This window comes from Antricoccus suffuscus, from assembly GCF_003003235.1.
In the GTDB taxonomy this organism is placed as follows: Bacteria; Actinomycetota; Actinomycetes; order Mycobacteriales; family Antricoccaceae; genus Antricoccus; species Antricoccus suffuscus.
Genome location: NZ_PVUE01000017.1, coordinates 1 through 14376, shown reverse-complemented (window position 1 = coordinate 14376; position 14376 = coordinate 1). Strand labels below are relative to the sequence as shown.

At 64.7% G+C, this 14376-nt stretch carries 11 protein-coding genes; all 11 read left to right on the top strand.

From position 1 onward, the window contains the following. The first annotated feature begins 1 nt into the window (after nucleotide 1). The 11 genes from CLV47_RS16795 (at nucleotide 2) to bar (ending at nucleotide 14247) form a co-directional block, all read left to right on the top strand. The gene (locus CLV47_RS16795) at nucleotides 2-1588 is read left to right on the top strand and encodes a PucR family transcriptional regulator (protein WP_106350230.1); all 1587 of its coding nucleotides are present in this window, start codon (nucleotides 2-4) and stop codon (nucleotides 1586-1588) included. A gap of 164 nt (nucleotides 1589-1752) precedes the next feature. Beyond that, the gene (locus tag CLV47_RS16790) at nucleotides 1753-3246 is read left to right on the top strand and encodes a uracil-xanthine permease family protein (protein WP_106350229.1); all 1494 of its coding nucleotides are present in this window, start codon (nucleotides 1753-1755) and stop codon (nucleotides 3244-3246) included. Beyond that, the gene (locus tag CLV47_RS16785; protein WP_106350228.1) at nucleotides 3243-4115 is read left to right on the top strand and encodes an FAD binding domain-containing protein; all 873 of its coding nucleotides are present in this window, start codon (nucleotides 3243-3245) and stop codon (nucleotides 4113-4115) included. The genes CLV47_RS16790 and CLV47_RS16785 overlap by 4 nt, the downstream gene beginning before the upstream one ends. Continuing rightward, nucleotides 4108-4605 carry a (2Fe-2S)-binding protein gene (locus CLV47_RS16780; protein ID WP_106350227.1) on the top strand — a complete coding sequence of 166 codons (498 nt, stop codon included), beginning with the start codon at nucleotides 4108-4110 and terminating at the stop codon, nucleotides 4603-4605. The genes CLV47_RS16785 and CLV47_RS16780 overlap by 8 nt, the downstream gene beginning before the upstream one ends. After that, entirely contained in the window at nucleotides 4602-7043 is a 2442-nt protein-coding gene (gene cutA, locus CLV47_RS16775) for an aerobic carbon-monoxide dehydrogenase large subunit (RefSeq protein WP_106350226.1), read from the top strand. The genes CLV47_RS16780 and cutA overlap by 4 nt, the downstream gene beginning before the upstream one ends. Next, nucleotides 7040-7663, top strand: coding sequence for an SRPBCC family protein (locus tag CLV47_RS16770; protein WP_106350225.1), 624 nt, complete (start codon nucleotides 7040-7042; stop codon nucleotides 7661-7663). Before cutA ends, CLV47_RS16770 begins: the two co-directional genes overlap by 4 nt. After that, nucleotides 7660-9762 carry a hydantoinase/oxoprolinase family protein gene (locus tag CLV47_RS16765; protein ID WP_106350224.1) on the top strand — a complete coding sequence of 701 codons (2103 nt, stop codon included), beginning with the start codon at nucleotides 7660-7662 and terminating at the stop codon, nucleotides 9760-9762. Before CLV47_RS16770 ends, CLV47_RS16765 begins: the two co-directional genes overlap by 4 nt. Then, nucleotides 9759-11675: a hydantoinase B/oxoprolinase family protein gene (locus tag CLV47_RS16760; RefSeq protein WP_106350223.1), complete on the top strand. Its 1917-nt coding sequence runs from the start codon at nucleotides 9759-9761 to the stop codon at nucleotides 11673-11675. Before CLV47_RS16765 ends, CLV47_RS16760 begins: the two co-directional genes overlap by 4 nt. Next, nucleotides 11672-12124 (top strand): nucleoside deaminase, encoded by a 453-nt coding sequence (locus CLV47_RS16755; RefSeq protein ID WP_106350222.1) that lies wholly within the window; start codon nucleotides 11672-11674, stop codon nucleotides 12122-12124. The genes CLV47_RS16760 and CLV47_RS16755 overlap by 4 nt, the downstream gene beginning before the upstream one ends. A 1-nt stretch (nucleotide 12125) precedes the next feature. Next, complete coding sequence (gene arcC, locus CLV47_RS16750; protein WP_106350221.1) at nucleotides 12126-13085, top strand: carbamate kinase; 960 nt, start codon at nucleotides 12126-12128, stop codon at nucleotides 13083-13085. A gap of 49 nt (nucleotides 13086-13134) precedes the next feature. Continuing rightward, nucleotides 13135-14247: a barbiturase gene (bar, locus tag CLV47_RS16745; protein WP_106350220.1), complete on the top strand. Its 1113-nt coding sequence runs from the start codon at nucleotides 13135-13137 to the stop codon at nucleotides 14245-14247. Nucleotides 14248-14376: the final 129 nt, after the last annotated feature.

The window sequence follows — 14376 nt, the reverse complement described above, 5'->3', positions numbered from 1 at the left end:
AATGGCATCGATGCAGGGTGGGCTTTCGGTCCGGGATGTGCTGCGCGTCGGCTCTCTGTCGGATGCACGTGTCGTTGCCGGCTGGGACGGCCTTGATCGCATCGTGCAGCGGATGAACGTCATGGAGGTCCCGGACGTCCTGCCGTGGGTCAAGGCCGGCGAGCTGCTGCTGACGACCGGATACCCGCTGCGTGAAGATCCTGAGTCGCTGACCGAGCTGGTCAAGGATCTCGACCGGCGCGGCCTGGCGGGACTGGCGATCAAACTCGGCCGATACATCGACGAGCTGCCGGAGTCGACTCTGCTGGCCGCCGCAGAGCGTGACTTCCCGGTGATTTTGGTGGGCAACCAGTTCGGGTTCGACGACATCATGAACGAGGTACTGACCGAGGTCTTGCACAATCAGACGGTCGCCACCGCACGGTCCGAGGAGGTCCATCAGGCACTGCTGGGCATCGTGCTGGCAGGTGGCGGGCTGTCCGAGGTCGGTCAGAAGGCCGCGACCTTGCTCGCCACGACCGTCATGATCGAGGACCAGGCCGGGCGGGTGGAGTCGGCGGCGACGCCAGCCGGCGAGTGCACGGCGGACGAACTCGAACGCCTCGGCGCATTACGCGGCAGTGAGCACATCGCCGTACCGATCGTGGCCGGTGGTGCCCGGCTCGGCACGATCCGTGCCTTGCCGGAGGACGGCGCCCGAATGGTCCCGGCGTACCCGGACATGACCACCGTGCTCGAGCGGCTCAGCACGGTCGCGGCGCTGGTGATCATCCGCCAGCAGGCGGTCGCCGGCGTCGAGGCTCGCTACAAGGCCGACTTGGTGCGCGATCTCATCGAGGGCCGCAAACTCGAGGTCTCCCGCGTGCACTCCCAGGCACACGGTTTCGGGTGGGACCTGCGCCGCGACCTCGTCGTGTGCATGATCGAGTACGACGTGACCGGACCGGCGGCGAAGACCGCCCCCACACTCGAGAGCCTCGACCAGTTGGCCGACACGTGGCGTAAGGCGCTGCGGGAGTACGACGAACCCGCCGCGTGTGTCGCCGCCTCTGGCGGGGCAGTTGCACTGGTCGGTGCGCATCTCACCCGGGAGCAGCTTGCGGACGCGGCCGCCCGAGCGACCCGAACGTTGAAGTCTGCCGGTCGCGCCAGCCGGATCGGTGTCAGCCGGGCCATCCGCGAGGTCGCCGAGATCCCGTCCGGCTTCTCGCAGGCCCGCAGGTCACTGGCCGTGTCGCGTCAGTTCGACCACCGCGATGAGGTGACCTACTTTGACGACCTGGGCGTCTACCGGCTCCTCTCACTCATCCCGGATGGCGCGGAACTGCGTGACTATGTCACCGAGGTGCTCGGACCGCTGGCCAATGACGATTCGGACGATGCCGCCGACCTGCGCGAGACGCTACTGGTGCTGTTGGAAACCAACCTGAACGTCGCGAAATCCGCCCGCCTGCTGCACTTCCACTACAACACGCTGCGATACCGAATCGGCAAGCTGGAGAGGCTTGTCGGCCCGTTCAGCCAAGACGCGAATCTTCGGCTCAACCTATTACTGGCTCTACACGTCCTTCACCTGCGGGCCGTGTGATCCGGCGAGACTTGCCATGCCGGAGCGCCCGGCACGTCGAAAGTTGACCATGCTTTGTGTTCGACCCACTGATTGAATTCCTGGATCATGTGTTGCACGCCACGCAGCTTCATTCACGAGCGTATTGACCAAGTGCCGGTGATTCGGGGTCCTAGGAGGCAGTCTTGAGTCTGAAATGGAAGCTTTACAACGGTGACGGGAAGACACCCGGGCCGGGCCAGTCGGTCAAACCCGGCGAGCGGCTCACCTGGCCGCGCACGGTCGGCATCGGCGCGCAGCACGTAGTCGCCATGTTTGGCGCGACCTTCGTCTTCCCGTTGATCATGGGCTTGGACGCCAACCTCGCGGTCATGATGTCCGGTGTCGCGACGATCATCTTCCTACTTGTGGTCAGCGGGCGCATCCCGAGCTACCTCGGCACCAGTGCCGCTTTTGTCGGCGGGGTTGCGGCGATCCGCGCCGCCGGCGGCAGTTCAGGCGACGTGACCGGCTCGATCATGATTGCCGGCGTCGTACTGCTGCTGGTCGGGGTGGTTGTGCACATCGCCGGCGGACACATCATCCAAAAATGGCTACCGCCCGCGGTCACCGGCGCGGTGGTCATGCTGATCGGGTTCAACCTGGCGCCGGTGGTGGCAGGCACCTACTGGCCGCAGGACCAGTGGGTGGGCTTCGCTGTGATGGTGTTCGTTGTCATCGCGTCGCTCCTGTTGCGTGGACTATGGGCCCGGATCTCGATCCTGCTGGCGCTCGTCTTCGGCTACCTACTTTCCTGGCTGTTGGACAAGATGGCCGGCCCGATCACCTCGGTGCTACCCGGTCAGAACCTGCAAGATGCTGCGGGTAAGGCATGCGACGCGGAAGGGCTGTACTGCCACGCGACCGCGTTCGCGCACAGTCGCACCAACTTTGGCGCCGTCGCCGACGCTGACTGGCTCGGTCTGCCCAACTTCCACGCGCCGTCGTTCCACGGCCAGTTCATCCTGCTGACGCTGCCGGCCGTTATTGCGCTGATCGCCGAAAACGTCGGGCACGTCAAGGCGGTCGCCGAGATGACCGACGAGAATCTCGATCCCTATATGGGCCGCGCCATTGCCGCCGACGGGCTCGCGACCGTGCTCGCCACATCCGTTGGTGGCTCGCCGACGACGACGTACGCCGAGAACATCGGGGTCATGGCAGCGACCAGGGTGTACTCCACGGCGGCTTACTACGTCGCGGCGCTGGTGGCGATACTGCTCGGGTTCTGTCCAAAGTTTGGTGCTCTCATCAACGGCATCCCCGGCGGCGTACTCGGCGGGATCACCGTCGTGCTCTACGGCATGATCGGACTGCTCGGCGCGAAAATCTGGAAGGAAAATCGAGTCGACTTCGCCAATCCGATCAACCTGGTGCCGCTGGCCGCCGGGATCATCATCGGCGTCGGCAACGTGTCGCTCGAGTTCTCCTCTAAGTTCAGCCTGGCGGGGATTGCGTTCGGCACTATTGTCGCGGTTGTCGGCTGGCACATCGCCCGCGTCTTGGCTCCGAGAGAGATGCGCGAGTCGATTGTGCGAGAACGTGATGCCGCCGCGAAAGCAGCGGACGACCCAGGCTTCGGTGACGGTACGTCGATCGCCGTCGGACGTAGCCCAGGTAGCGGGAAGCGGCGCGAGTGAAACCTAGCCGCTTTTCGTATCACCGGCCGCACACGGTCGACGAGGCGACACGTCTGCTGGCGGACACCGGCCAGCATGGAAAGGTGCTGGCAGGCGGGCAAAGCCTGATCCCGCTCATGAACATGCGTCTGGCCGCCCCCGAGCACATCATCGATATCAACCACCTGACCGACCTCGACGACATCGCCGTCACGTCCGACGGGGTGGTGGTCGAGGCGCTGGTGCGACACTCGCGGCTTGCTGCCGACGATGCGGCGCACGCGGCGCAACCCCTGCTGCGCAAGGCCTTGCAGCTGGTAGCCCACCCGGCGATCCGCAATCGCGGTACGACGGTGGGCAGCATCGTGCACGCCGACCCGTCCGCGGAGATGCCCGCCGTACTGCTGCTCACGGGCGGCAGCATCCAAGCCCGCAGCACGGCAGGCGAGCGAGACATCGCGGCGGCCGACTTCTTTGTCGGCCCGATGGAGTCAGCGCTGCGACCGGACGAGCTCGCGGTGTCGGCGACGTTTGGCACCGCTCCGGATCGCGCCGGTACGGCGATTCGTGAGACCACCCGGCGGCACGGTGACTATGCGCTCGCCGGTGTAGCGGTCATCATCACCGTGGATGCCGAGGGCGCGATACAGACGGCGCGGGCGGCGTACTTCTCGGTAGCCGACACCCCGCAGCTGGTGGATCTCGAAGCGGTGCTGCGCGGCGTCAACGTCCGGTCCGGGGTCGAATTACAGTCGGTCGCCGACTTCGCGACCGCCGGCGTGGAGCCCACGGCCGATATCCATGCGACCGCCGACTATCGCGCGCACCTGGCGCGCACACTGACAGTGCGGGCGTTGAGCGACGCGATGGAGGAGGTGCGCGATGCGTGAGGACGAAGAACAATACGGCATCACCTTGGTGGTCAACGGAATCTCGCACCAGATCAGCGTCCCCGGTCGCCGACTGCTGTCCGACGCAATCCGGCACGACATCGGGCTGACCGGCACCCATGTGGGTTGCGAGCACGGCGTCTGCGGCGCGTGCACGGTGCTGGTCGACGGCGTACCGATGCGATCCTGCCTGATGTTCGCCGTCTCGGCCGAGGGCCTGCAGATCACTACGGTGGAAGGACTCGCGCGGCCCGATGGCTCGCTTCATCCTGTGCAGCAGGCATTCCGCGAGTGTCACGCGCTCCAGTGCGGGTTCTGCACCCCTGGATTCATGATCACCATTGCCGCCGGAATATTGGACAATCCGGCGCCCGACCCGGCCCAGGCCAGGGACATGATCACCGGCAACCTGTGCCGTTGCACCGGCTACCAAAATATCGAAACAGCCGTGTTGCGTGCCGCGGAACTGTCGTCGGAGGCAATTCGATGACGACCCGACAATTCGGTGAGCGAGTGCTGCGCTACGAGGATAACCGCCTCGTCCGCGGCGAAGGTCGCTACACCGACGACGTTGCCCGCGATGGGATCGACGCGCTCAGTGCGGCGGTATTGCGCTCGCCGCATGCGCACGCCCGGATCACCGATATCGACGTCACCGAGGCGATCGACGTCCCCGGACTCGTCGCGATCTATACCTATGACGATCTGGCTGGTCCACTGGCCGCGCCACTACCGCTGCTCATCCCGCACCCGTCGATAATCGCCGGACGCACGCAATATGCGCTGGCCAAGGACGAGGTCAACTACGTCGGGGAGGCGATCGCGTTCATCGTCGCAAAGGACCGGTACGCCGCGGAGGACGCGGCTGACAAGATCGCCGTGAGCTACGAGTTCCTCCCACCGGTAGTCGGCCTGGAGCAAGCACGAGACGGGCAGCTGCTGGTCCACGACGATGCGCCAGGCAACGTCGGAGCGCATTTCGAGCAGGAAGTCGGTGACGTCGAGTCCGCGATCGCCAACGCGCCGCACACATTGTCCTTCACACACGCGATCGAGCGCAGTGCCTCGATGCCGCTGGAGGGCCGCGCCGTACACGCCCGTTGGGACGACGTAGACCAGTCGCTGCGCGTCTACACGTCCACTCAGGCATCCACCTCCGTGCGGGCCGCGATCGCCGCGAAGCTCGGCCTCGACCTTTCGCAAGTCGAAGTCATCGCGCCGGACGTCGGCGGCGGCTTCGGCGTCAAGATCGTGCACCCGTGGCCGGAGGAACTGCTGGTGCCGATGGCCGCCCGGATGCTCGGCCAACCGGTCAAGTTCACCGAGGACCGCCGCGAGCACTTCATCTCTGCGGCACACGAACGCGGACAGATCCACGACATTACGGTCGGCTTCGACGACGCGGGCAGACTGCTCGGCCTCGATGTACGCGTGTGGCACGATCACGGCGCCTACATGCCGTACGGCGTCATCGTCCCGATCATCACCTCGACCCAGCTCCTCGGTCCCTACAAGCCCGGCGCCTACCGCTGTGTCTTCGACAGCCTCTACACCAATACCGTGATCGTGACGCCGTATCGTGGCGCCGGCAGGCCGCAAGCCGTGTACGCCATGGAGCGCACGATGGACCGGATCGCCGACGCGCTCGGACTGGACCGCACGACGGTGCGGTCGCGCAACTTCATCCAGCCCGACGAGTTTCCCTACGACCACGGCTTGATATTCCAGGACGGTCGCCCGTTGATCTACGACTCGGGCGACTACCCGAAGTCATTGGCGATGCTCAAGGACCTCGTCGGCTGGGACGACTTCGCCGCCCAGCGGCGCATCGCCGCCAGCGAGGGACGCATCGTCGGGCTCGGGATCGGCTGCTACGTCGAAGGGACGGGGGTCGGGCCTTACGAAGGCGGCCACGTGCAAGTCGAGACGACCGGCAAGGTCAAAGTGTCGACCGGGCTTACCAGTCAGGGCCAGGGCCATCAGACGTCGTTCGCGCAGATCGTCGCCGACGAGCTCGGCGTACCACTCGAAGATGTCGAGGTCACGACCGGTGATACTCGACGCTTTCCTTATGCGGTCGGCACTTTTGCCTCGCGAGCGGCCGTGATGAGCGGCAACGCTGTCGCGTTGGCGGCGCGCGCGGTGCGGGTGAAGGCGACTCGGATAGCGGCCGATGCGATGGAGGTCGACCCCAATGATCTGGAGATAGTCGATGGGCTCGTGAGGGTCAAAGGCTCTGCGGATCAGTCGATTGCGCTGCAGACGATCGCGGTGCTGTCCAACCCGCTGCGTTACGCCTTCGACGACGCGACCCGCGCGGCCACCCAGTTTGCCGGGCCCAATGACCCGGACGCGCCACCCGTCGCGGCGGGGGAGGCACCCGGACTCGAGGGCCGCGAGTACTACTCACCAATCCGCTCGACCTTCGCCTCGGGGATGCACGCCGCGATCGTCGAGATTGATCCGCAGACCTCCGAGATCACGATTCTCAAGTACGCCGTCGTCCACGACTGCGGCAGGATGATCAACCCGATGATCGTGGAGGGTCAGATCCATGGCGGTGTCGCCCAAGGTATCGGCGGCGCACTCTACGAGCGGATGGCCTACGACGAGTATGGCCAGCTGCAGAACGCATCCTTCATGGACTTCCTCATGCCGTATGCCAGCGAGATCCCGCATATCGACACCGCGCACCTAGAGACACCGTCACCGCTCAACCCCCTCGGCATCAAGGGTGCCGGCGAGGCCGGGGTGATCCCCGTGTCGGCGGTCATTGCCTCGGCAATCGAAGATGCGCTCGGCGTACGGATCAGCGCAATGCCCATCTCCCCGTCCGAACTGCACCATCTGCGTGCGGCCGCCGCCAACGACGAGGCCTCTCTCACCAAGCACCCCAGTCTGTCGACAGAAATGCGAGATCCCCGATGAAGATCGCCGGTGAAGCCACCCTCGACGTACCGCCCGAGACCGTGTGGCAGGCGCTCAACGACCCGTCCGTGCTGGCCCAATCCATTCCCGGCTGCCAGTCGCTGGAGCAGGTCGCGGTCGACGACTTCAAGATGACCGTGTCCGCTGGTGTGGCATCGATCCGCGGCACGTACGACGGCAAGGTCGCGCTCAGCGACAAGCAACCACCGTCGTCGTACGTGCTGCGTGCCTCCGGTGCGGGCGCTCCCGGGACTGTCGATGCGACGTGCCGGATTACCCTGTCGGCCAAGGGGTCTGGCACCAATGTGGCGTACGACGCGGACGCGGTCGTAGGGGGCGTGGTCGCCGGCGTCGGTCAGCGGATGCTCGCCGGGGTGGCAAAGAAGATGGCTGCCGAGTTCTTCGGCAACCTCAACGACCAGTTGACGGGCAAGGCCGTAGCGGCGGTGCCGGTTAGGGCCACGCCGGGTGCTCCGGTCGCTTTCACTGGTCGCGCGGCAGCCGCGTCGCCCGGCACGGGGATGCCCGCGCTTGACCTTCTTTCCGTCGGCGTCGGTGCCGGGATCGCCTTGCTGGGAGTCATTGTTGGCAGTTGCGTGCGCAGGGGGTCAGGCCGATGAGCTCTCCTGCGCAGGTGCGAATCGGGATCGACACCGGTGGCACGTTCACCGACGTCGTAGCGATGGATGAGCAGACCGGCGCAGTCGCGACGACCAAGACCCCCTCCACACCCGACGACCCCGCCGAGGGCTTCCTCACTGGGATCGACAAAGTCCTTGGCGCGCTAGGACTCGACGGTACGGCGGTCAGCGCCGTCAGTCATGGCACGACCGTGGCGACGAACAAGTTGCTTGAGGGCAAGGTGGAAAACCTCGGCTTCATCACGACCGAGGGATATGGGCACATTCTCGAGATCGCGCGGCAGTCCGTGCCAGACGGTTACGGCAACTCCTACTTCTGGGTGAAGCCGGACCGCATCGTGCCGGCCGATCGGGTGCGCACGGTGCGCGGCAGGCTCAATGTCGACGGCGAACAGATCCGGCCGTTCAACGAGGAGGACGCGGTCGCCGCGGCACGGTTCTTCAAGGACCTCGGCATCAACACCGTGGGCGTCTGCTTCCTGCACAGCTATGCCAACCCAGAGCACGAACTGCGAATGCGCGACGTACTTGCCCGTGAGCACCCGGACGCGGTCGTAAGCATATCGGCCGAAGTGCTCCGCGAGTACCGCGAGTACGAGCGGTCGATCACGACGCTTGTCGACGCCGCCGTGAAGCCCAACATCCGGCGGTACGTCGACAATATCGCCCGCCGGCTGGCACAGTTCACGACCGACGAACACGGTCCGCGTTCGGTCCCGTTCTACGTGATGAAGTCCAACGGTGGCGTCCTGTCAGCGTCCGAGGTCGTGCATCAGCCAATCACCACGGTGCTGTCCGGACCGGCTGCCGGCGCACTCGGCGCGGCGGTCATCGCCTCGCAGGCCGGCTATGACGCCGTACTCACCTGTGACGGCGGCGGGACTTCCACCGACGTCACCGTTGTGATCGACTCACAACCGGCGCTGACCACCGAGGGGACCATCGGCGCCTACCCGAGCAAGATCCCGATGATCGACGTCGTCACCGTCGGCGCCGGCGGCGGCTCGATTGCTTGGGTGTCACCTGAAGGAACGCTCAAGGTGGGTCCACAGTCGGCCGGCGCCGCACCCGGTCCGATGTGTTACCGCGCCGGCGGTCTCGAGCCCACCATCACCGACGCGCACCTGTCGCTCGGGCGGATCCCTCCGCACTTGCTCGGCGGTGAAATTCCGCTGGATAGGGGACTTTCGAGAGATGGCCTATCGGAGCTCGGTGGTCGCCTCGGCTTGACGGTGGAGGAGACTGCGGCTGGAATCCTCGAGGTGTCCGCGTGGAACCAAGCCAACGCGCTACGCCAAATCACTGTCAAGCGCGGTCTCGACGTCCGCGACTTCATGATGGTGACGTTCGGAGGATCCGGTTCGCTGCTGGCCTGCCGGCTGATCGACATCCTCGGTCTGGCCGGCGCGCTCGTGCCGCCCAATCCCGGCAACGTCTCGGCGTACGGGCTGCTGACCGTCGACGTGCGCAACGACTACGTGCGCACACACGTGAGTCGGCATGATCGCATTGAAGTCGCCCAAATCGGCGCCGTCTTCGACGACCTGCAAGCCGAAGCCGCGGGCGCACTGGAGCGTGAGGGTTTCGACGAAGCTGATCGAAAATTCCTGCGTACAGCGGATCTGCGCTACTACGGACAGGCCTTCGAGGTGCGCGTCGCTGTCGCGGACGGTCACATTGGTCAGCAGACTCTTGATCGCGCGGCAGCAGACTTCCATGAGGCGCATCGCGAGCTTTACAGCTACGACTTCCGGCATGATCCGACGCAGCACGTCGAGTGGGTCAACCTCCGGGTCAGCGGGGTCGGCCCGATCCGCAGCCCGCAGATCGACAAAATCGTCGAGGGTCGAGGAGCGGAGGCCGCCCGATCCGATACCCGGCAGGTCTACTACGACAAGTGGTACGACGCTCCGATCTATCAGCGCACCCGGCTCGGTGCGGGCGACGTACTCGACGGCCCTGCCGTGGTCGAGGAGTTTGGCGCGACGCTGCCGCTGCATCCTGGATTCACCGCCACCGTCGACGACTACGGCAACCTGATCATCCATCGCACCAGCGAAGGGAACGACACGCTGTGACGGCCTCGAAGCCATACTCCCTGCGGGACAAGCAAAGTGCGGTTGACCCCATCCTGGTCGAAATCGTCGAAGGCTATCTCGCGAGTGTCGAGCAGGAAGTCGAAACGGCCATCGGAAGGACGTCGCGTTCACCGATGATCCGTGACGCGCACGACTTCCGGGCCGGCATTCATGACCGGCACCTACGCAAGCTGACCGGACGTTCGTACTCCGCGTTGGTCCATCCGGTGACCCGGGACTACCCGATCGAGCAGATGCAGCCCGGTGACGTCTTCTTCCACAACGACGTCTACCTCTCTGAGGGCGGCATAGGACATCTGCCGGACCTGTGTGTCACGGTGCCGGTTTTCGCCGACGGTTCGGATGGGAAGCCTTATGTGGTGGCATTCGTGCAAGCGTTTGGACACCACGACGACATTGGCGGCGCCGTACCGGGGTCGATGCCCTCGCACGCGACAAGCGTGTTCGAGGAGGGGCTCATGGTGCCGCCGATCCGTCTATGGGACGCCGGCGTACCCAACGAGTCGGCATTGAAAATCATGACCCGTAACTCGCGGATGCCTGACTCCCTTGCCGCCGATCTTGATGCCGAGTGCTCGGCCTGCCTCATGGGTGCGCGCCGGTTAGGTGAGCTGTTCACCCGGTACGGCGTGGAATCCGTCGAGCGGTGCTTCGACGCGATTCTCGATCAGACCACCAAGACCTACCAGCGAGAGATCCTGTCCAAAATCCCGGACGGTGTCTACGCGTGGGAGGACTACGCCGAGCATGACGGTGTCGATGAGCCCAAGCTACACACACAGCGGATCACCCTCACCAAGAGTTCGACTGGTGGTCCCGATGACGGTCCGAAGATCATCCTCGACTTCACTGGTACGGCGCCGCAGGCAAAGGGCCCGATCAACCACTGTGGTGACTATGCCGACGGAAACTTCCTTGCAAAATGGCTCGCGCCGATTCTGCGCAACCTTGCAGATACTCCAGATCGGATGGCCGAACTCGACGTCAACGAAGGCATCATTCCGTTGATCGAGATGAGGTTTCCGGAGAAGGGCACCCTGATTACGCCGATCTTCCCGGCGCCGACCAACGCGCGGACGTTTGTCATCCTTCGGCTCCTCGGCGTACTCGCCGGCGTCGTGGCGAAGGCGGTGGACGGCAAGATGCCCGCCGATCAGGAGACTATTCGCTATACCGGTGTCTATGGCACGGACGCGGACGGACAGCCGTACCTCATGCGGGAGGTGCTCGGAGGCGGCTCGGGAGGCCGCTACTACGCCGATGGAGAGGACACGATCCACGTCGTACCGGACTCACGCAACCTGCCCAGTGAGTTCACGGAGTCGCGTTTCCCATTTATCGTCGAAAAGCTGGGCCTTGCCGTGGATTCTGGGGGCGCAGGCAAGTTTCGCGGCGGGCTGGGTTACGAGAAGCACATCCGGATGCTGCGCGAGGCGCGCTTCATGTCGATCGCGGACCGATCGATCCTCGCCTGCTGGGGAGTAAAGGGCGGTAAAGCCGGGATGTCGTTCGGGGTCACGATCGATCCCGGCGGACCCAACGAGCGGGCCGTCGACGCACTGGCCGATGGGGACCATGTCGCCGCCGGAGAAGTCATCCGGATTCGCACGACCGGCGGTGGCGGCTGGGGCGATCCTCTCGAGCGCGATCCACAACTGGTGCTGCGCGATGTGCGCTGGGGCAAGGTATCGGTGCAGGGGGCGGCCGACAGCTATGCCGTGGTGATTGACGGAACCGGTACCGAGGCAACCCTTGACGAACGGAGGACCAGGCAGCTGCGGGTCGACCGTGCCGGTGAGGCACATTCGCCGTCCGACCCGTTTTTCGACCGCGGCCCTGGCTACGCCCGACTGTCCGGTGGGCCACTGCACGCCGACCTGGACACGCGATGACTGACGAGGACGAACGGTTCCTAGAGGCCGCGCTCGCGCAGGCAAGAATCGGGTTGGCCGAGGGTGGGGTACCGATTGGGGCCGCGCTTGTCGTCGATTCCGGCGTATTGGCAGTCGGTCGTAACCGGCGCGTGCAGCAGGGTTCGGCGATCCGCCACGGCGAGACCGACTGCCTGGAGAACGCCGGACGATTAACGGCCAAAACGTATGCACGGTCGACGATGTACACGACACTGTCGCCCTGCAGCATGTGCACGGGCGCGATTCTGCTGTACAAAATCCCGCGGGTCGTCATCGGTGAAAACGCCACCTTCCTCGGCGCCGAAGACCTGCTACGCGCGCACGGGGTCGAGATTGTCGTCATGGAGTCAGCCGAATGTAAGCAGCTGATGGCGACCTTTATCGCTCAAAGTCCACAGGTCTGGCACGAAGACATCGGTGAGGACTGACATGACGACCAGTGCACCTGCCACTGCGCACCGGGTGCTGATCGCGCTCGGCGGCAACGCGATGACCGGGCCTGACGGAAGCACGTCCTGGATCGACCAAAACGTGGCGATCAAGGCCGCAATGGAACCGGTCGCCGACCTTCTGGCCACCGGTATGGCTGTCACGTTGACGCATGGGAATGGCCCACAGGTCGGCAATGTCTTGACTAAGAACGAGTTAGCGGCGCATGAGATGTCGCCGGTACCGCTGGACTGGTGCGGCGCGCAGACCCAGGCGACGATCGGATTCACCATTCAAGACGCGCTCGAGAGCGCGCTCGCGGCGCGCGGCGCGCACCGTCAGACGGTCACCGTCGTGACCCGGACCCGGGTCGATGAAAGTGATCCGGGATTCACCAATCCGACGAAGCCTATTGGGCGTTATCTGCCCCGGGAACGTGCCGAGTTGCTGATAGCGGCCGGCCAGATTTGGCAAGACCGCGGGGCGAAGGGATGGCGGCGGGTCGTGGCCAGCCCGGAACCGTTGGAAATCCTGGACGCGCAAGCGGTGTGTGACCTGGGAGACGCGGGTTACGTCGTCATAGCGGCAGGTGGGGGAGGGATCCCGGTCGTTCGCCAGGACGACGGCCGACTGCGCGGTATCGAGGCCGTGATCGACAAAGATCTCACCGCCGCATTGCTCGCTCGGTCGATCGATGCCGACGTACTGGTTATCGCCACCGATGTGGACCACGCCGTACTCGGCTATGGCACTCCCGACCAGCAGGACATCGGCCGAGTCACGGTGTCGCAGCTGGAAAAGTACGCTGCCCAGGGCCATTTCGGAAGCGGCAGTATGGCCCCCAAAGTCGAGGCGGTGCTTCGATTCGCACGCAGCGGACACCGCGCGGTGATCACCTCGCTCGAACACATCGGGGACGCGATCGCGGGTGATATCGGCACCATCGTCGTACCTGACTGAAAAGACCAGCCTGCGGTATTCGTAGGAAGCAACACGGAAGGTGATTTGAATGCCAGAAGCCATTGAGGTTCGCAAAGTACCACTGCACAACGTCTCTGATGCATCGGAGCTGGCCAAGCTGATTGACGAGGGAGCGCTCGAGGCGGACCGGGTGATCGCCGTCATCGGCAAGACCGAGGGCAACGGCGGAGTCAACGACTACACGCGCATCATTGCCGATCGCGCCTTCCGTGAAGTGCTGGTATCCAAGGGAAGCCGCTCGGCGTACGACGTCAAACAAATCCCGATCGTCTGGTCCGGCGGCACCGATGGTGTCATTAGCCCGCATGCCACCATTTTCGCGACAGTGCCCGCGGACAAGGCGACGAAGACCGACGAGCCGCGCGTGTCCGTCGGGATCGCGATGAGCGAACAGATCCGGCCCGAGGACATCGGTCGTACGCCGATGATCGAGAAGGTCGCGGCCGGCGTACGCAAGGCGATGGAGAACGCCGGTATCACTGACGCCGCCGACGTGCACTATGTACAGACGAAAACGCCCTTGCTGACTATCGACACGATCCGCGACGCGAAAAGGCGCGGAAAGACCGTGTGGACCGAGCACACTCACGAGTCGATGGACCTGTCCAATGCCACGACGGCCCTCGGGATCGCCGTGGCCTTGGGCGAGATTGCGATGCCCACCGACGAGGATGTGATGGAGAACCTTGAGCTCTATTCCGCTGTTGCCTCATGCTCATCGGGAGTCGAGCTCGACCAAGCGCAGATTGTGGTCGTCGGCAATGTGCGCGGGATCGGCGGTCGTTACCGCGTCGGTCACAGCGTCATGAAGGATGCTCTCGACCAAGACGGTATCTGGGAAGCGATACGTTCGGCAGGCCTCGAACTGCCAGATCGACCGCACCACAGTGATCTCGGCTCCAGCCTGGTTAACGTGTTCCTCAAGTGCGAGGCCGATCCGAGCGGCATGGTGCGGGACCGCCGCAACGCGATGCTCGACGATTCTGACGTGCATTGGCACCGGCAGATCAAGGCAACGGTCGGCGGCGTCACCGCCGCGGTCACCGGCGACCCGGCCGTGTTCGTTTCCGTCGCGGCCGTACACCAAGGCCCTTCTGGTGGCGGGCCGGTCGCGGCGATCGTCGACACAGAGGCGAAGTAGCCCTCACCCGCGATCCGTCACGAAAAACCCGCGATCCGTCGGTGAATTCAAGGGGTGGTCGCAACACGTTCTTGGTTTTCTAGGTCCTGGTTGAGGAGTTTAGTGAATACCTCGCGGGGAGTGTAGAAG